General features: G+C 63.9%; 16 protein-coding genes. 10 read left to right on the top strand and 6 right to left on the bottom strand.

What is annotated here, in order from left to right; translation table 11 throughout:
• Positions 1-55 precede the first annotated feature (55 nt).
• Together JGU71_RS06515 and JGU71_RS06510 are read left to right on the top strand one after the other, a co-directional pair.
• Positions 56-634: a sigma-70 family RNA polymerase sigma factor gene (locus JGU71_RS06515; protein WP_199703208.1), complete on the top strand. Its 579-nt coding sequence runs from the start codon at positions 56-58 to the stop codon at positions 632-634.
• The gene (locus JGU71_RS06510; protein WP_199703207.1) at positions 627-1,625 is read left to right on the top strand and encodes an anti-sigma-D factor RsdA; all 999 of its coding nucleotides are present in this window, start codon (positions 627-629) and stop codon (positions 1,623-1,625) included. The genes JGU71_RS06515 and JGU71_RS06510 overlap by 8 nt, the downstream gene beginning before the upstream one ends.
• 89 nt (positions 1,626-1,714) lie before the next feature.
• On the opposite strand, the gene JGU71_RS06505 is transcribed toward JGU71_RS06510, so the two are convergent.
• Positions 1,715-2,122: a DUF5319 domain-containing protein gene (locus tag JGU71_RS06505; protein WP_199703206.1), complete on the bottom strand. Its 408-nt coding sequence runs from the start codon at positions 2,120-2,122 to the stop codon at positions 1,715-1,717.
• Between the two features lie 222 nt (positions 2,123-2,344).
• On the opposite strand from JGU71_RS06505, the gene guaB reads away from it, so the two are divergent.
• Both guaB and JGU71_RS06495 read left to right on the top strand, forming a co-directional pair.
• The gene (gene guaB, locus JGU71_RS06500) at positions 2,345-3,883 is read left to right on the top strand and encodes an IMP dehydrogenase (RefSeq protein ID WP_199703205.1); all 1,539 of its coding nucleotides are present in this window, start codon (positions 2,345-2,347) and stop codon (positions 3,881-3,883) included.
• A 54-nt stretch (positions 3,884-3,937) separates the two neighbouring features.
• Complete coding sequence (locus JGU71_RS06495) at positions 3,938-5,080, top strand: GuaB3 family IMP dehydrogenase-related protein (protein WP_199703204.1); 1,143 nt, start codon at positions 3,938-3,940, stop codon at positions 5,078-5,080.
• 24 nt (positions 5,081-5,104) lie between these two features.
• On the opposite strand, the gene JGU71_RS06490 is transcribed toward JGU71_RS06495, so the two are convergent.
• Together JGU71_RS06490 and JGU71_RS06485 are read right to left on the bottom strand one after the other, a co-directional pair.
• Positions 5,105-6,247, bottom strand: a complete 1,143-nt coding sequence (locus tag JGU71_RS06490; protein WP_372433129.1) for a magnesium and cobalt transport protein CorA — start codon at positions 6,245-6,247, stop codon at positions 5,105-5,107.
• Between the two features lie 255 nt (positions 6,248-6,502).
• Complete coding sequence (locus tag JGU71_RS06485) at positions 6,503-8,296, bottom strand: alpha/beta fold hydrolase (RefSeq protein ID WP_199703202.1); 1,794 nt, start codon at positions 8,294-8,296, stop codon at positions 6,503-6,505.
• Positions 8,297-8,491: 195 nt separating this feature from the next.
• Between JGU71_RS06485 and JGU71_RS06480 the strand changes: the two genes are divergently transcribed.
• The 4 genes from JGU71_RS06480 (at position 8,492) to guaA (ending at position 13,455) form a co-directional block, all read left to right on the top strand.
• A complete protein-coding gene (locus JGU71_RS06480) occupies positions 8,492-9,454 on the top strand; it encodes an esterase/lipase family protein (protein ID WP_199703201.1) in 963 nt (320 codons plus the stop codon).
• 154 nt (positions 9,455-9,608) lie between these two features.
• The gene (locus tag JGU71_RS06475) at positions 9,609-11,348 is read left to right on the top strand and encodes an FAD-dependent oxidoreductase (RefSeq protein ID WP_233528808.1); all 1,740 of its coding nucleotides are present in this window, start codon (positions 9,609-9,611) and stop codon (positions 11,346-11,348) included.
• Positions 11,349-11,386: 38 nt separating this feature from the next.
• Entirely contained in the window at positions 11,387-11,851 is a 465-nt protein-coding gene (locus tag JGU71_RS06470) for a BlaI/MecI/CopY family transcriptional regulator (RefSeq protein ID WP_199703199.1), read from the top strand.
• Positions 11,852-11,892: 41 nt separating this feature from the next.
• Positions 11,893-13,455, top strand: coding sequence for a glutamine-hydrolyzing GMP synthase (guaA, locus tag JGU71_RS06465; RefSeq protein WP_199703198.1), 1,563 nt, complete (start codon positions 11,893-11,895; stop codon positions 13,453-13,455).
• Between the two features lie 70 nt (positions 13,456-13,525).
• Here the strand turns inward: guaA and JGU71_RS06460 are convergent, their stop codons facing one another.
• Both JGU71_RS06460 and JGU71_RS06455 read right to left on the bottom strand, forming a co-directional pair.
• Complete coding sequence (locus JGU71_RS06460; protein ID WP_233528990.1) at positions 13,526-13,738, bottom strand: hypothetical protein; 213 nt, start codon at positions 13,736-13,738, stop codon at positions 13,526-13,528.
• On the bottom strand, positions 13,731-15,149 hold the full coding sequence (locus tag JGU71_RS06455; RefSeq protein WP_199703197.1) for a PspC domain-containing protein: 1,419 nt from the start codon (positions 15,147-15,149) through the stop codon (positions 13,731-13,733). The genes JGU71_RS06460 and JGU71_RS06455 overlap by 8 nt, the downstream gene beginning before the upstream one ends.
• 138 nt (positions 15,150-15,287) lie before the next feature.
• Here JGU71_RS06455 and JGU71_RS06450 point away from each other — a divergent pair, with 138 nt between their 5' ends.
• Together JGU71_RS06450 and JGU71_RS06445 are read left to right on the top strand one after the other, a co-directional pair.
• Positions 15,288-16,625: an ATP-binding protein gene (locus tag JGU71_RS06450; protein ID WP_307829531.1), complete on the top strand. Its 1,338-nt coding sequence runs from the start codon at positions 15,288-15,290 to the stop codon at positions 16,623-16,625.
• Complete coding sequence (locus tag JGU71_RS06445; protein WP_307829530.1) at positions 16,622-17,293, top strand: response regulator; 672 nt, start codon at positions 16,622-16,624, stop codon at positions 17,291-17,293. Before JGU71_RS06450 ends, JGU71_RS06445 begins: the two co-directional genes overlap by 4 nt.
• Positions 17,294-17,308: 15 nt before the next feature.
• Here the strand turns inward: JGU71_RS06445 and JGU71_RS06440 are convergent, their stop codons facing one another.
• Positions 17,309-18,538 carry a serine/threonine-protein kinase gene (locus JGU71_RS06440; protein ID WP_199703195.1) on the bottom strand — a complete coding sequence of 410 codons (1,230 nt, stop codon included), beginning with the start codon at positions 18,536-18,538 and terminating at the stop codon, positions 17,309-17,311.
• Between the last annotated feature and the right edge of the window lie 239 nt (positions 18,539-18,777).

Genomic DNA, 18,777 nt, shown 5'->3' with positions numbered 1-18,777 from the left:
TCGGGAAATGTGCCCTCCGAAAAGTGCCACTGTAACGCCGGGAAAATCTCTGACGATGACTAATACGGGTGAGGAGTTGGACTCCGCCGTAGCTGCCGCAGGGCAGGGCGACAGATCAGCTCTAGCTCAGGTCCTAGAGATTGTTCGACCCCTCGTTGTGCGCTACTGCAGAGCGAGAGTCGGATCTGCGGAGCGCGGACAGCTCTCTGCAGATGACGTGGCGCAGGAGGTATGCCTCGCCGTGATGACAGCTTTGCCGAGGTATCAAGACCAGGGCAGGCCCTTCATGGCGTTCGTATACGGAATTGCGTCGCACAAGGTCGCCGACGCACACCGGAACGCTTCGCGTAACAAAGCGGACCCGATGGCCGAGGTACCGGATGTAATTTCCACCGACCAAGGCCCGGAGCAGCAGGCTCTCGATTCCGAAGCTAGTCGGCAGATGAACACTCTGCTGGCAACACTTCCGGACAAGCACAGAGAGATCCTGATTCTCCGGCTCGTTGTAGGACTTTCGGCAGAAGAAACGGCCGCCGCCGTGGGCAGTACGGCAGGGGCTGTGCGTGTCGCTCAGCACCGAGCGATAGCAAAACTGAAGACTCAAGTGGCAAAGGCAGGTGAGATGTATGGCTAGGGATAGCAGGCGCGGCCGCTTCGGCGCGGGTTCGCAGCACGGCAATCCCGGCGACGGTTCCGTCGCAGACACCGGGCCTATCGACATCGCAGCGGTCCGGCGCGACGACGAACTGATCGACGCAATTGCCAGTGACGGGCCCGTTGCCACGGACAGCCCGGACGAATACGAGATTGCCACGTTGCTCGCGAGTTGGCGAGCCGAGATCACCAGCCCCCCACTTCCCGCGGCCCCCGATCTCGACGAAGTTTTCGCAGCTGTCAATCAGGAGATCGGTGCTCGCAACGCGCGGGTCAACGCCAGCGGCCGGCTCAGGTTGGTCCGCCCGATCATCGGTGCCGCAGCGGCGATTGCCCTGGTAGTCGGCGGTATGACGGCCATGTCCTACAACGCGGAGCCCGGCGATCCACTGTGGAAAGTCAAGGAAGTTGTATTCAGCGATCAGGCCGATTCGACCGTCGCCAACATCGATACGACGTCCGACCTGCAAGAGGCGCAGCGTTACATCGCCGAAGGCAATCCGCAGGAGGCCAAGGCTCGGTTGGATCGTGCAGTGGATCGAGCCGACGACGTCGACGATTCGGCCAAGCGCGACGATCTCATCGCGATGTGGGAAAAACTGACCAAAGAGGTCGAGAAATTGCTCCCGGTGACTCCGCCGTCGACGACTTCGAGTGCTCCCACCACCGATACGCCGTCGAGCCCTGACCCGACGTCGCAGGTCCTGATCCCGGACCCGCAGGTGAGCCCCGACACTAGTGCGCCGACGACGACCGATCCGACGATCCTGGATACGACTACCGATCCGGTCACCGAGCCTCCGGTTACCGAACCGCCGGTCACCGAGCCGCCGGTGACGGAGCCCCCTGTTACGGAACCGCCGGTGACGGAACCGCCGGTCATTGAGCCGCCGGTGACGCAGCCGCCCGTTGTCGAACCGCCCGCTACGCAACAGCCCGTCGAGACGACAACGGCGACCGAACCGCGATAGCTCGCGTACTGGAACAGTGCTCGTAACAAGACGAAGGCCCGGCGAGAATCTCGCCGGGCCTTTGCGTTGTGCGTATGTGGTTGGGTGCGTCAGGTATCGAAGCCGCCATCGCCGTGCAGCGCCTCGTTCATGGATGCGTCCGCGTAGCCGCGGCAGTAGTCCCAGGTGACGTAGGACTCCGGCATGGGGTCGTAGGCGGGTTCGTGTGGCCGCACAGTGCCGTCGACCAGCAGCTGGAGCAGGTTGGCTCGCAACATGTCCCAGTCGTGATAGTGATCCTGTTTACAGTCCTCGCAGCACACGACGAGGCCGCGGATACCGCGGTGGCCGAGCAGCGCCTCGTACACAGCGAGGTCGGCTAGGTCCTCCTCGACAGCGAGGCGCTCGGCGGGATCGAGCGGTTGGCCGGGCTCGATTTCGTCGAGTGCAGCCGAGGGATCAGCAGGGTCACCCGCGAACGGGTCCGGCGGCAGGCCTGGAGGCAGTTGGTCTCGCACAACACAACGGTACGCAGAACCTGCGGGTCTGCGCCAGCCGTCGGGTGGACGCGTCGCATCCGTAGAGCCGATACCATGGCAGAACAACCTGGGGAATAATCTTCTACACCCAGACCTTGAACCCCAAACCCCGCACAGTCGATGCGCTCGAACCTCGAGCCGAAACGGTCCGAAGCACGCGCTGTGCCGTCGCACTACCCAGCCCAGGAGGGCCAGATTCGAATGACAAGTCCGGTAGGTGGAGCGCAGGTTCGCACGGGTGGCGACGATCCGAACAAGATCGCGATGCTCGGCCTGACCTTCGACGACGTGCTCCTGCTGCCGGCAGCATCGGATCTCATTCCGAGCGCGGTCGATACGTCCAGCCAGCTGACCAGGGAAATCACGCTGCGAGTTCCGCTCGTGAGCTCGGCGATGGACACTGTCACCGAGGCGCGAATGGCGATCGCCATGGCGCGAGCCGGTGGCATGGGTGTTCTGCATCGCAACCTTTCGGTTCGCGATCAGGCGTCGCAGGCCGAGACCGTCAAGCGGTCCGAAGCCGGCATGGTCACCGATCCGGTCACCTGCAAGCCGAACGACACACTCGCCGAAGTCGACGCGCTGTGCGCCCGCTTTCGTATCTCGGGACTGCCGGTCACGGACGAGACGGGCAGCCTTGTGGGGATTATCACCAATCGCGACATGCGATTCGAAGTCGACCAGAGTCGCCAGGTCGCCGAGGTCATGACCAAGGCACCGCTGATCACCGCGCGTGAGGGTGTCACCGCGGAAGCCGCGCTCGGCCTGCTGCGTCGACACAAGATCGAGAAGCTTCCGATCGTCGACGGCAAAGGCCATCTGACCGGACTCATCACCGTGAAGGATTTCGTCAAGACAGAGCAGCATCCGTACGCGACGAAAGACCGGGACGGGCGTCTACTCGTCGGTGCCGCGGTCGGTGTCGGGGAAGATTCCTGGTCGCGTGCGATGACCTTGGTCGACGCGGGGGTCGACGTCATCGTCGTCGACACCGCACACGGCCATCAGGTGCAGGTCCTCGAAATGGTCAGCAAGGTCAAGGCCGAGGTCGGCGATCGCGTCCAGATCATCGGCGGCAACGTTGCAACGCGTGCGGGTGCACTAGCCCTCGTCGAAGCTGGAGCCGACGCGGTGAAGGTCGGCGTCGGGCCGGGTTCCATCTGCACGACGCGTGTCGTTGCCGGTGTCGGCGCCCCGCAGATCACGGCAATTCTCGAAGCGGTCGCCGCGTGCAAACCCGCGGGCGTTCCGGTGATCGCGGACGGTGGTCTGCAGTTCTCCGGCGACATCGCGAAGGCGCTCGCCGCAGGTGCGTCGACGGCCATGCTGGGATCCTTGCTCGCCGGGACCGCCGAGTCGCCAGGTGAGCTGATCCTGGTCGGCGGCAAGCAGTACAAGAGCTACCGCGGAATGGGCTCGCTCGGCGCGATGCAGGGACGCGGCCAGGGCGGCCAGGCCAAGTCGTACTCTAAGGATCGTTATTTCCAGGACGACGTACTCGCCGAGGACAAGCTCGTCCCCGAAGGCATCGAAGGCCGGGTTCCTTTCCGCGGACCGCTCACCCAGGTCATCCATCAGCTGACCGGTGGCCTGCGCGCAGCCATGGGCTACACGGGTTCGACGACCATCGCCGACCTGCAGAATGCCCAGTTCGTGCAGATCACAGCGGCAGGGCTGAAGGAAAGTCATCCACACGACATCACGATGACCGTCGAAGCGCCCAATTACTCAGCTCGCTAGCGCTAACTTCAATTCAACTATTTCCACCCCATATTCCTCATGGAAGGGACGCGTGTGCGCGACCTCGTCGAGATCGGCATGGGCAGAACAGCCCGTCGTACCTACGAATTGGATGACGTAGACATCGTTCCGTCGCGACGGACGCGGTCGTCCAAGCAGGCGTCGACGGCGTGGCAGCTCGACGCCTACCGATTCGAAATCCCGATTCTTGCGCATCCGACCGATGCGTTGATGTCGCCTGCGAGCGCCATTGCGCTCGGCAAGCTCGGTGGTCTCGGCATCCTCAACGGTGAAGGCCTGTGGGCGCGGCACGCGGATGTCGACGCCAAGCTGGAAGAGCTGATCCACGTCGCCGAGTCCGACGACGACGTCGATGCGTCGATCACACTGCTGCAGAAGCTGCACAGTGCGCCCTTGCAGCCCGACCTGCTCGCGGCTGCCATCGCGCAGGTTCGTGAAGCAGGCGTGACGACAGCGGTTCGGGTCAGCCCGCAGAACGCCCGTGCGCTGACCCCCGCGCTGATCAAAGCCGGTATCGATCTGCTCGTCGTGCACGGCACGATCATCTCTGCCGAGCACGTCGGACCCGGTGGCGACGAGCCGCTCAACCTCAAGACCTTCATCGCCGAACTCGACGTTCCGGTTGTTGCAGGCGGCGTCAGCGACCACCGCACGGCGTTGCATCTGATGCGAACCGGTGCCGCAGGTGTGATCGTCGGCTACGGCTCGTTCGAAGGTGCGACCACAACCGGCGAGGTGCTCGGTATCGGGGTCCCGATGGCGACCGCTATCGCCGATGCTGCTGCCGCTCGTCGCGATTACCTGGACGAGACCGGTGGTCGATACGTCCATGTGATCGCCGACGGTGACATCGCGACGTCGGGTCAGCTCGCGAAAGCGATCGCCTGTGGCGCGGATGCTGCGATGCTCGGTGTTCCGCTCGCTGTTGCGGCGGAATCGCCTGGCGCGGGCTGGTATTGGCCGTCTGCCGCCGCCCACCCCTCGATGCCGCGTGGCGCGTTGCTGCCCGTCGCGTCCTCGGTCCAGCGGCCGAGCCTGGAGACAGTGCTGGTCGGACCCTCCAACGATCCGTTCGGATCGCTGAACCTGGTCGGCGGACTGCGTCGCGCGCTGGCGAAGACCGGCTACTCCGATCTCAAGGAGTTCCAGAAGGTCGGCCTGACCGTTCGCGCGTAATTGCGCGAACGACCTTCGTACCGCCTAGAGCCAGCCGACACGGCGGAAAATGCCCCACAACCCAAGGCAGGTTCCCAGCATCATCAGCAGCGCCATGGGGTAACCCCACTCCCAGTTCAGTTCGGGCATATCGTCGAAGTTCATTCCATAGACGGTGCCGATCAGGGTCGGGGCAAACAAGATCGCGGCCCACGCCGAGACTTTCTTGATCTCCTCGTTCTGGTCGTAGCTGGCGCGGGTGAGGTGCCGGATTTCCTCGTTCTGGACCTGGGCGACCAGGGTGGCATTGACTGTGAGGATGCGGTCGAGCAGTTGACGGAAGCTGTCTGCATGCTCGACGACGCCGGCAACGTGGTCGCCGATATCACGTAGGTATCGCTGCGACTCCAGGTCGGTGCCGTACTTGGCGAACCCTGCCGACAGCGCGTCGAGCATCTTCGGCAATGGACGAGCTGCACGCTGGAACTCGATCACCTCGCGGGACAGTTCATAGATTCGACGTGAGACGTCCGGGTCACCCCGAAACACTTCGGTTTCGATTTCGTCGATGTCGTTCTCCAGGCCGGCAACCACGGGTGCGTAGCCGTCGACGACGGTGTCGAGAATGGCGTACAGCACTGCCTCCGGTCCCCGGCTCAGCAATGCAGGGTCGCTTTCCATTCGGCGACGAACAGCCGATAGGTCCGGGCTCGGCCCGTGGCGGACGGTCACGACGAACCCCGGACCGACGAAAAGATGCAGTTCTCCGAACTCGACTTCTTCCGTGTCGTCGACGTAGCGCGCCGCGCGTAGCACCACGAAGAGGGTGTGCCCGTAGCGTTCGAGCTTCGGGCGCTGGTGGGCTTGGATCGCATCTTCGACCGCGAGTTCGTGCAGCCCGAACTGTTCGGCCGCGGCGCGTAGGTGCGCCTCGGAGGGCCGGTGCAGCCCGATCCAAGCCATGGTTCCTGGCTGCGGCTCGGTTGGCATCGCCGCCAGCGTCGCAGCGAGGGTGGGTTGGGACGACATCTTCACGCCGTCGCGGTAAACCGCGCAGTTGACAACGCTGTCGTCCGTGGTCTCGCATGGCGCAAGACCGACTGTTTTCACATCCGGAAGAATTGGCGAATCTACTTCGGTGGCAACTGATTTGGGAAGGATTTGGCGAATTGGTCGCATTGCGAACACCGCTTTCATGAAGGTCGCACGAAACTCGTCGAAGGACTGGATAGGCACACGTAAAGACACGAATCGAACGTGTGAGAGAGGACGACGCGACCTGCCTGATGAAACCGGTGCGCCGTCAGCAGGTACTCGGAGGCTGGCTACTCATCGTGGCCACACCTCCTTTCCTCCGAATTTTCGTCTACTCCGACATGCCAAACGCAGCGAATGTACCTCCGGACAATCGGCGCGGCAACTTCTGTGCGCCAGGTCACCGGGCTAGCTTGCTGCCACCACCGGCAACGTCAGCACCTGGTCGGGACCCGATGCAATGGACACCCGGTAGGAGACCAACCCGCCGCGGTAGTTGAGGTCGCCGCCTGCGATGTCGAGTGCAAGCCGATGGCCCGTGTCGAAGCGGTGCACTATCGCAGGCATCGTGATGGCGATGGGTTTGCTCGGATCGACGATGCGTGCAGGCGCGACGAGATCGCCGATCAGGTCGGCGACACCGTTCGGCGCGATGTCGTAGAGCTTCGCGAAGACGACGAGAGAGTCGTCCAACGATCCGTTAGGAGGTCTGTCGGTCGATACCACGATGTCCAGTTTCGGTGCGCCGACGACGTCCATCGGCTCGGTCTGCGGTGCCCCGGTCCAGCGCGCGAACGTGCCGGGTATCGACATGTCGGGCAGCGCGATTCTCGACAGTGGATCGGGAGGACGACTGCTGGTCGGCAGTCCGGCCGGACCCGTTGCGAACGTCTGCAGACCAGGTGCCGCCGCGTCGGCCTGCGTCGTGAGACCGGCGCCGGAGAGGTGGAACGACTGCGGTGTGCCGACGTCGGGATCCGACGCGGAAGCGTATGCGGGATAAGCATTTCCGGCGTAGTTGACCCAGCCGCGGAAGTAGGCGAACTCGGGTCCCGTCGATACGGCGCTGTCCTTCAGATGGTGATCGAACCAGTCGAGAATCCGAGAATTCTCGTAGTTGTTCCGCGGGTCGACGGCGCTGTATTCCCCCGGAGCTGGGACTGTGTCGCTGTGTCCCCACGACTGCCAGATCATCTTGACCTCGGTGCCCTGGCGTTTCAGCGCGTCGTAGGTGGCCCGCGCTTCGTTCAAGTCGAACAGACTGTCCTTCTGGCCCTGCACGAGAAGCACCGGAGCGCGGATCTTGTCGATGTAGGTCGTCACCGAGTTGTTGCGCAGATAGCCGATATCGGTGGCAGACGGGTAGCCGGCAATTCCTGCCGAGATCATCGCGCACAGTTCGGTCGGGAGGTTCGGGCAGCCGAGCGCGCGGCTCGGTTCCTCGGCGTAGCCCGCAGGGCCGGGATTGATCGCGCCGAGAACGCCGAGGCCAGCGGCCCACGTCAGCTTCATCGCGCCGGGGATCGTGGTCGACACTCCGGTCGAGGGTCCGGCGTTGTTCGGTGCGAGTGAGTAGGACTGATCGTTCCAGGTGATCATCGGGACGATCGCGTCGATCCGTGGATCGAGCGCTGCCGCTGCGAACTGCACCTGGCCGCCGTAGGAACTGCCGATCATTCCGACTCGCGGATCGTTGGCGTGTTTGATGCCGTCCACGGCGGTGCTGTCGCGTGCGACGACGTCGAGCGCGGGAAAGGGTTCGCGATAGGCATTGTCGCGGAACGCAATTCCCGGTGCACCGCCGAGAAAGCTCACCAGCTGGCTGGCTGCCTTGCCGTCGAAATCGGGGTCGTCCATGGTGACCTTGCAGCCGGACCCGCCGAATCCGAGCGGCGAATAGGCCAGCACGGCATAACCTTCGCGGACGAGCGGTTCGGCGGTATCGACCAGATCGTTCTTCGACTTGGCGAACCCGCTCGTCGTCAACACCGCGGGGACCCTGCTGGTTGCGGAGGCGCCGTCGGGCAGATAGAGATCGCCGACGATATTGCACGCGACGTTGTCGTCAGGCCCGATGAACACGGCAAAGTTCAGCGTCTGTTTCGTGAACCCTGGCGCTGCGCTCGCGAGCCCCGGATACACCGGCGCGGCCGCAAGCGTGGCTGCGACAGCGAGCACGGCGATTCTTGTTCGACGGATCATTCGGTGATCGGTCACTTTCGTCTCTGGCACGAGGTGGAGCACACCATTTATACCCGACGGTCTGTTGTCCGATCCGCATTGCGGTGACCGTCGGGCAGCAGCACATGCAGTCCACATCGCTCTCGAACTGCGGTCGTGAGTGCGGGCCGATTCGCCGTCGCAGGTATCGTCGCGCCTCGGAGGCAAGGAGGCCTTATGTTCGATCGTCGGTCGGTGAGTCGCACGGTGAATCGTGCACTCCCGCTCAGGGCGTTGCGTGGCGCAGCGGCGGCGGATTCTGGTGGCCCGGCGGATCATCCGCCCATCGTGATGAGCACAGGCACCGGGCCGGTCCAGACCAACTTCTACGCTGCCGAGCTCTACGCGAATCTTCACCCGGGCGTGATGCCGGCGGGCACCAACGACCCGAATCGCCGGCCTTCCGTTGCGCGTCCCCGACCGGTGCTGTTGTTTCCGGGTTGGGTGCAGTCGGCGTACGGCACGTTCTCCATGATGGCGGACCAGCTTCAAGCCGACGGAGCATGTGTCTACACCCTGCAGACCGCGCAGCAGTACGCGCCATTGCCCATCTGGCAGTCGGGTGATCCGTTCGCCTACGCCGATACCATGCAGCGCGCGGTTGCGCAGGTGCGCGCAGTCACTGGTGCTCGGCAGGTAGATGTCGTGGCGTTCTCCCAGGCAATCACGATCGGTCTCTACTACGTGAAGTTCCTCGGCGGCCATCAGGACGTAAACACCTTCGTCGCCTATTCGGGCACCCCCCACGGGTTCGACGCCTTCGGCCTGATCGGTGCGGCTGAAGCCCTGACCGGCCGGACACTAGCGCCCCTCTACGGCTTGATTCCGCCCCTTCGCGGCTATGACCCGGGTGGGCCGATGGTGACAAAGCTGTACGACAGCGTCGGCCCCACCGTCCCCGAGGTCCAGTACGTCGCGATGAACAACGCCGTCACTCGGATCGTCCCGGACGGCGGCGAACTCCCGCCGGCCGCCAACGTGCGCAACATCCGGACCACTGACTTATGTCCGGCCGCGTTTTCCTCCCACCTCGGTTACCCCTACGATCCGTACGCGCTGCGGGTGCTGCGCAATGTTCTCGACCCCGCGAACAGCGTCGAACCGGTATGCCGGTTGGTTTTGCCGCAACTCCCGTTCTGATCGATGGACACCTGATCATCGGACATCCGTGTGCCGAGTCGTGTGGAGTGGGCATGTCAGCGAACGAATCGGCACCGTTTAGGTCACCCTTTGTGACCCTACTCACCGGTAAGCGCGCCATACTGGAAGCACTCATCGTCGAGGAGGTATGCACATGGCCGGCAAGAGCACGAAAGATTTCGACGTGTTGATCGTCGGGTCCGGTTTCGGCGGCAGCGTCACAGCGTTGCGTCTGGTCGAAAAGGGTTACCGCGTAGGCATTTTGGAGGCCGGCCAACGCTACGCCGACAAGGACTTCGCCAAGAACAGTTGGCACCTTCGCCAGTTCCTGTGGGCGCCCAAGCTCGGCTGCTACGGCATTCAGCGAGTGCATCTACTGCGCGACTGTCTTGTCCTCGCCGGTGCTGGGGTCGGTGGTGGTTCGTTGAACTACGCGAACACCCTCTACAAACCACCGCAACCGTTCTTCGCCGACAAGCAGTGGGCGCACATCACCGATTGGCACGACGAGCTGAGCCCGCACTACGAGCAGGCCCGCAAGATGCTCGGTGTGGTGCAGTTCCCGCACATGACGCCCGCCGACGAAATCATCAAGTCCGTTGCCGAAGACATGGGCGTGGGGGATACGTTCGTACACACCCCGGTCGGCGTGTTCATGGGGGAGCCCGGCAAGACGGTGTCCGATCCGTACTTCGGTGGCGTCGGCCCCGACCGCACGGGCTGCATCGAGTGCGGCGAGTGCATGACCGGCTGCAGGCACGGTGCGAAGAACACTCTGCTGAAGAATTACCTTGCTCTCGCCGAGCGAGCGGGCGCCGAAATCATTCCGATGACAACTGTCACCGAGGTCAAGCCGTTGCCCGACGGTTCGTGGGACGTGTCGACGGAGCGCACCGGTGCCTGGGTTCGCAAGAAGCCGCACACCTACACGGCCGACCGTGTCGTGCTTGCCGCAGGCACCTGGGGAACGCAGCGGCTGCTGTTCGACATGAAGGACAAGGGTGTGCTGCCCGAACTGTCGGATCAGCTTGGGGTTCTCACTCGCACCAACTCCGAAGCGATCCTCGGCGCAGCGAAGCTGAAGGTCGACCCGAACCTGAATCTGACCGAGGGCGTTGCCATCACGTCGTCGTTCCATCCGACGGCCGACACCCATATCGAACCAGTGCGCTACGGCAAGGGCTCGAATTCGATGGGCATGTTGCAGACGTTGATGACCGACGGCGGCGGGCGAATTCCGCGTTGGCTCAAGCTGCTCATCTTCATGATCACCCATCCGTTGCTGACGGTTCGGATGTTGTCGGTGAAGAACTGGAGCGAGCGCACGATCATTGCGCTCGTGATGCAGAACCTCGACAACTCGATCACGACGTACACGAAGAAGGGCGTCTTCGGTCGCAAGTTCACCAGCAAGCAAGGCCATGGTGAACCCAACCCGACGTGGATTCCGGTCGGCAACGACGCGACCCGGCGCATCGCCGAGAAGATCGACGGTATTGCAGGCGGCTCGTGGGGTGAAGTCTTCAATGTGCCGTTGACGGCGCACTTTCTCGGTGGTTGTGCAATCGGTTCGGACGCTCAGCACGGCGTCATCGATCCGTACCATCGCGTCTACGGGTACCCGACCATGAGCGTCGTCGACGGTGCGTCGGTGTCGGCGAACCTCGGTGTGAACCCGTCGCTCACGATCAGCGCGCAGGCCGAAAGGGCAGCGTCGTTGTGGCCCAACAAGGGTGAGCAGGACCTGCGGCCCGGACAGGGTGAAGGGTATCGACGCATCGCGGCTGTCGCCCCGGTGAATCCGGTGGTGCCCGCACATGCGCCTGCTGCGTTGGTGCTTCCCATCGTCGAAATCAGGAATACTGCGGCGAGTTCGGAACTGCAGGCAGGTTAGCCTTGCCTAACTGAGGCGTGGCGGCTACGTTCGGTGCCATGCCGAAACGCGAGACCACGCCGATAACCGTGCTCGGCGGCGCCAAGCGGCGTCCGGAGCGGCGGTTCACCAGAAAGAAGCAGCTCGGCGATCTGGAAAAGCTCGTCATGGACTACCTGTGGTCGGTCAACACCCCGACCACGGTCCGCCAAGTGCACGAGGCGATCTCGCTGCACCGAAGCCTCGCCTACACGACGGTGATGACCGTGATGAATCGTCTTGCACGCAAGGATCTGCTCACCCAACACCGCGACAGTCGCGCGCACAGATTCTCGCCGACCCAGGCGCAATCGGAGCTGGTCGCGAACATGATGGTCGACGCACTGCACGAAGCACCCGAACCCAACGGCCGCTCGACCGCGTTGATGCGCTTCGTCGGCAAGGTCGGGGTCGACGAACTCGCAACCCTGCGCCGGACCTTGGCCGAGTTGGACGACGCAACACTGCGCGGGCGTAGCGCGTAGGGGAGAACTGGCGTGGCTACCCTGCCAACTAGACTGAATCGGTGTCAGATACGAATCAGACCAGGCCGGTTCTCGTCGTCGACTTCGGTGCGCAGTACGCGCAGCTGATCGCGCGCAGGGTCAGGGAGGCGAATGTCTACTCGGAGGTCGTTCCGCACACTACGACCGTCGACGAGATTGCCGCGAAGAATCCTGCGGCGGTAGTCCTTTCCGGCGGTCCGTCGAGCGTGTACGCCGAGGGTGCACCGCAGCTCGACCCACGTCTGTTCGATCTCGACGTGCCGGTTTTCGGTATCTGCTACGGCTTCCAGGCGATGGCGCAGGCACTCGGCGGTACGGTCGCGCACACCGGAACCCGCGAATACGGGCGTACCGAACTCAGCGTCGACGGCGGCATCTTGCACGGCGGTCTGCCGACGCTGCAGCCGGTCTGGATGAGTCACGGCGATGCCGTCACCGATGCACCTGCCGGGTTCGAGGTGACGGGTACGAGTGCCGGTGCGCCGGTCGCCGCATTCGAAAACCGCGAACGCAAACTTGCCGGCGTCCAGTACCACCCGGAGGTGCTGCACTCTCCCCACGGGCAGCAGGTGCTGAGCCGATTCCTGCACGACATCGCAGGTATCGGTCCAACGTGGACCGCCGCGAATATCGCCGAGTCACTGATCGGGAAGGTGCGCGACCAGATCGGCGACGGGCACGCAATCTGTGGTCTGTCGGGTGGGGTCGACAGCGCAGTCGCCGCGGCGCTGGTGCAGCGAGCGATCGGGGATCGCCTGACCTGCGTCTTCGTCGACCACGGACTCCTGCGAGCGGGGGAGCGCGAGCAGGTTCAGCAGGATTTCGTCTCCGCGACCGGCGCCAAACTCGTCACCGCCGATGCTGTCGAGGTCTTTCTCCGCGAATTGGAAGGTGTGTCGGACCCCGAGGAGAAGCGCAAGATCATCGGCCGCGAGTTCATTCGTAGCTTCGAGGGTGCCGCCGCCCAGGTGGTCGCAGAGAACGGTGCCGGCGTCGATTTCCTCGTACAGGGCACGCTGTACCCGGACGTCGTCGAATCCGGCGGCGGCGCGGGCACCGCGAACATCAAGAGTCACCACAATGTCGGTGGGCTACCCGACGACCTCGAGTTCGAGTTGGTCGAACCGTTGCGACTGCTGTTCAAAGACGAGGTGCGTGCGGTCGGGCGTGAGCTCGGCTTGCCCGAGGAGATCGTCGGTCGGCAGCCGTTCCCCGGTCCCGGTCTTGCCATCCGCATCGTCGGCGAAGTCAATCAGCACCGGCTCGACCTGCTGCGGCAAGCCGACGCGATCGCGCGTGAAGAACTGACCTCGGCAGGTCTCGACAAGCAGATCTGGCAGTGCCCGGTTGTGCTGCTCGCAGATGTGCGCAGTGTCGGCGTGCAGGGCGACGGCCGGACCTACGGTCACCCGATCGTGCTGCGTCCGGTGTCCAGCGAAGACGCGATGACCGCTGACTGGACCCGTTTGCCTTACGAAGTGCTGGAACGCATTTCGACCCGGATCACCAACGAGGTTGCCGAGGTGAACCGGGTCGTGCTCGATGTGACCAGCAAGCCGCCGGGCACGATCGAATGGGAGTAGGGCGCTTCGCGCCTCGTGAGTCCTTTCGGAGGGTCCGACCTCCGAAAGGACTCACGAGCGGCGTAGCCGCCTATCGCCTGCTCGGTGCGACGACCAGTACGAGACCGACGACTATCGCGATGAGGACGACGATCCAGCCGAACTGAACATCGGCGACGTTCTCCCAGGTGTCTGGGCCGATCAGCCCGTACGCGCTGACTGCAAGCGCCGCCAGGCCGGCGAACAGCAGCAGCGCCGACGGCCGCTTCTTCGTACCGTCTCCGGTCCCGGTCCGATCAGCCACGATGCACCTCCACACTTGCGAAACGGCTGTTGATATCGAGGGTGAGCACTGGTCCATCGGTGCCGTCAGCGCCGCCGTCCAAGCCGTCCGGCATTCCCGTCACCTCACCGCTGAACATCGTGCTGTTCTTCTGGACGTTCAGGTCTTCCGGCAGGATCACCTCGACGGTACCGAGTTTGACGTTGATGTCGACAGTGGTGTTCTTCGTCAGATCCAACGAGCGCAGATCGAGCTTTCCTGCGCCGAGAACGACCGAGTACTCCGGCTTCAGATCTGTGAGAGTTGTTGGACTCCATCTACTTTCGCCAAAGGTGGCGTTCTCGAAGTCGATCGGTCCGATCATCGATGCCAGTACCGTGAACCCGATCAGCGGTCCGGTGATGACCAGCAGTCCGTAGCCGCGCCGCAGAAATGCGCCGATGACGAGGCCGACGCCGACGACGGCGAGCGCTATCGCGGATATGCGACCCGGGGTCAGCCATTCCGTGTCGGCGACCGCGGCCGCGCCTGCCCCTGCGGCAGCGAGGATGGCAAGTCCGAGAACGAGTGACGTCAGTCTGGACCGCCGACGTTCGACCTGCACTGCAACCGGAGACGCACTGGTCGGCTCGGGGAGATCCCAGGCGAACGGTGCGACGCCGAGCGGGTCCCATGACGGCGGCATGCCGGGTATCGGAATGACGTTGGTCTGATCGGCATCGGTCGCCGACCTGGATTCGGCGCGCTCGAACGCGGCGGTGGCCGTGTTCTCACCGGTGGCGGGCGGTGTGTCCTTCCGCAACGACGGTCCCTGCGTTGTCGGTTCGGCAGGTGTGGGTGACTGCTCGACCGGCGGATCGGGAACGTAGCTGTCCGGCAGTCGGGTGTAGGGACTGTAGAGGTCGGTCGGTGCGGCGCCGGGAAAGAAAGCCCCGGTCGGGAAGCCGGTTCCCGGATAGCCGGTGACCGAGGACGGGAAGCCGTAGCCCCCGTCCGGCAGCGGCGGTGGGATCGGCTGGCGCTGATGCAGCAGCCACAGCCCGCCGAGCATCAGCAGCGTGCTGATCAAGCCGGACCCGCCGAGCCCGACCCCGACCGGACCCATTGTGGAGACGGCGATTGCGAGGCCGACGACGAGCACGATCGATTTGGTGCGTGACTCGGAACTGGCGCCCTTGCCGAACAGCGATTCGGCCGGCGACGCGGCGTCGCCCGACTGGCTGAGTAGCAACCAGCCTGCGAGATAAAGCACGATGCCGGCGCCGCCGAAGATCGTGGAGACAACGAAGGCGACGCGGATGAGCACAGGGTCGACGCCGTAGCGGTAGCCGATGCCCGCTGCGACGCCTGCCACCGGACCCCTGTTCGGTAATCGAGTGGGTCGTGTTCGCCACATGTCGTGGAGCTGATCGGAGAAGGTCGTGTTCCTCATGAGAACTATCGTGGCGATCGGCACTGGTTCCGCACATCGGGGATTGCCCTGATCTTTGCCGCGGTGCAGGCGAGAAATCCCTGATAGATCAGGGCAATCCCCGATGCCGACGCGGCGCCTATGGGGCACTATCGAAGTGTGCCACCACCCGTATACGACTATGCGCTGACGCAATCCGACACCGGCCGCCTCTTTCGGCGATCGGGTGGACGGATCGTCGGCGGTGTCGCGGGCGGTGTTGCCGATCATCTCGGTATCGACGTGCTCAAGGTGCGGGTCGCGTTCGTCTTTCTCGCAGCGATGGCCGGAGCAGGCATCGTCGCCTACGGCATGCTGTGGATCTTCACGCCTGGCGGTCCAGACACGACGCGGCCGTCGCCTGCAGAACGCAAGCAGGCCTACGGTTTCGCGATCATCGGGCTCGGGCTGTCTGCCGGTGTGTCGTGGTTGTTCAGCGGTACCGCTGCGCAGATCATCGTGCCGATCATCGTCGTCGCAGTCGGTGCTGCACTCGTCTGGCGCGAGTTCGATTCCGAAGGCCCGCGGTCGATCATCGGTTTGCCGCAGCGGCCGACGGTGCTTACCTGGACCCGAATCGTCGGTGGCGCAACGCTTATCTTCGTCGGCCTCGGTGTGGTCGTACTCGCACGGATCGATCTCAGCTCACTCGGATCGTCGTTGCTCGCGGTGTTCGTAACCCTCTTCGGCGCCGCACTGTTGACTGTTCCGCTCTGGCTGCGGATGTGGCGTGCGCTCAATGCCGAACGCGCAGCACGGATTCGAAACGAAGAACGAGACGAGATCGCCTCACACCTGCACGACTCCGTGTTGCAGACCTTGGCACTGATTCAACGGCAAGCCGAAAGTCCGCAGGAAGTGGTGCGGCTGGCGCGCGGCCAGGAACGCGAACTGCGCAAGTGGTTGTTCAGCGGTGCGGAGACGCCACACTCTTCTCTTGCCTCGGCGTTGCGGACGATCGCAGGCGAGGTCGAGGATCAGCACGGTGTCAAGGTAACGCCGGTGACCGTCGGCGACGTACCGATGATCGTCGAACGCGTCGACGGCGACGCGGCAGGCGGCTCGTCCGGTGGCTTGTCGAAAGAACATTTCACCGCGCTACTCGGGGCAACCCGCGAGGCGTTGGTCAACGCGGCCAAGCATTCCGGGGCCAACGACATCGATCTGTTCGCCGAAGCGGAGGCAGAGCGGGTCAGTGTGTTCGTCCGCGATCGGGGTGTCGGCTTCGATGTCGGCGAGGTATCCGACGACAGGCAAGGGCTCAGCCGCTCGATACGCGCTCGAATCGAACGGCGTGGTGGTGAGGTGAAGATCCGCTCCACGGTCGGCAAAGGCACGGAAATTCGTATTCGGATGCCGCGCAACGCGTCCGGCTCGGCGAGCGCGGCTCATGAGCCCGCTTCGGTACGCTTCACCCGCCAGCACGAGAACCGGAATCACGAGGAACAGGCAGGGTGAGCTCAACTGTGACGACGTCGAACGGCAAGAGCTGCAGGGTTTTTCTCGTCGACGATCACGCGGTGTTTCGTTCGGGAGTTCGGGCGGAACTCGGTCGCGAGGCCGACATCGAGGTTGTCGGTGAAGCAGGCGGCGTTGCCGAAGCGATTGCCGGTATCAATACGACCAAGCCGGACGTCGTACTGCTCGACGTACACATGCCCGACGGCGGTGGGGTGTCGGTCCTCAACGGTATCCACAGCGGGCCTGTGTGTTTGGCGTTGAGTGTGTCCGATGCAGCCGAAGACGTCATCGCCGTGATCCGGGCGGGTGCGCGCGGCTACGTGACGAAGACGATCTCGGGTTCCGAACTCGCCGACGGCGTACGTCGCGTTGCCGGCGGTGACGCGGTGTTCAGTCCACGATTGGCCGGTTTCGTTCTCGACTCGTTCACCGGTCGGTCGACTGTTCCCGAGCCGCCGCTCGATCCCGAGCTCGATTCGCTGACGCCACGCGAGTTGGAGGTGCTACGTCTGCTCGCCCGCGGGTACACCTATCGCGAAATTGCGGAGGACCTGTTCATCTCCGTGAAAACCGTTGAGACGCATGCCTCCAACGTGCTGCGCAAGACCCAGCAGTCCAATCGCAACGCGCTGACGCGGTGGGCGCATCGGCGTCGGATCGACTGATTTCGCTCGCGCCTGTCAGGTCGTCAGCAGCACGACGATCAGTGCGATGGCTGCAAGCACTGCGATCAGCAGTAGGGCGGCGACCACCAAAGGCTTTGCCGTAGAGGTGGTTCTGGTTCTGGTTGTGGTCCCGAGTCGAGCGGTCTGGGGTGTCGCTGTCGATCTCGGTCCCGAACTTCGCTGCGCGGCAGCGGGCTCGGCCTTCCACGGTACGACTGGTTCGGCGTGGGTGATAGGTGAATTCTGTTGCCGCGCTGCGGAATCTTCGCTCTTGATGCGATGTGCTCGGCTGGTTCGCGATTCGGTGTAGGTGGTGGTGCGGTGCGCCCACATCGGGACGGTCCCCTCGGCGGAGCGAACCGGCACACCGAGCAGGTACGCCACGTTGCCACCGGGTCCGATGATGGTCGCGGCGAGCTCGTCGCGGACCTCGGCCATCCCGGGACGATTCGCCGGATTCGGCTCGAGCATACGCAACAGGGTGTCGGTGATCTGCTCGCTGCGCTGCGGTGGAGTGATCTGGGCGCGCGCGATCTTTTCGAGAAAGCGCACAGAATCGGTGTTGAAGCCGAACGGCGGTTGCCCTTCGGTCGCCGTGTACAGCGTTGCGCCGAGGGAGAATACGTCGCTCGCCTCGCTGTGGTCGTCGCCTCGTGCGACCTCGGGTGCGAGGAAAGCCGGTGTTCCGGTGATGACATCGGCTTCGGATCTGCTCTCGCCTTTGGCGCGGGAGATGCCGAAGTCGCTGATCTTCACCATTCCGAGTGCTCGTCCCCGGTCGGCGACGAGGATGTTGCCCGGCTTGATATCGCGATGAATGATGCCCGCGGCGTGCGCTTCCGCGAGCGCGTCCGCCACCTGAGCGCCGATCTGGGCAACCTCGAACGGCGGCAACGTGTTGGCGAGGGTGAGGGCATGAGCGAGGCTGCGAGACGGCAGGTGTTCCATCACAAGCCACGGCTCACCGGAGTGAACGGCGACGTCGTACATGGCAATCGCGTGCAGGTGCGACAGCTGTGCGGCGATCCTGCCTTCGTGGATGGTGCTGCTGCGGAGCGCTTCGGCGGTGTCCGCGTCGAGCCCGATCGTCGTAGCAACCTGCTTGACGGCCACCTCACGGTCGAGCAGCTTGTCGTGGGCGAGCCAGACCGCTCCCATGCCGCCACCGCCGATTTTCGCCCGGAGGCGATAGCGGCCGGCTACGAGATAGTCCGGGCCGATCCCCGGTCCTGAGCGTTGCGTCACCTGAGCGAGCGTATCGCGTCTTGTCGGACTGCCGAATCGATGCGGGCCTATGTTGTGCTCCCGTGCCGCAGTTGTTGCAAAAAACGTCTCTACCTGCGCGCTTGACGTGAGTTGAGAATGCAGCTTTACTTGAATCTGTTCGAATATTTGTTCGAAGAATCCACGACTTCCCCGTGGTTCGGGAACGCTGCCGACGCCGAAAAACGGCTGCTGGTGCACCAGAGCATGGGGGTTTCGAG

It is taken from the genome of Antrihabitans stalagmiti (assembly GCF_016482825.1).
Taxonomy (GTDB): Bacteria; Actinomycetota; Actinomycetes; order Mycobacteriales; family Mycobacteriaceae; genus Antrihabitans; species Antrihabitans stalagmiti.
This window is presented reverse-complemented; position numbering and strand designations above follow the sequence as displayed.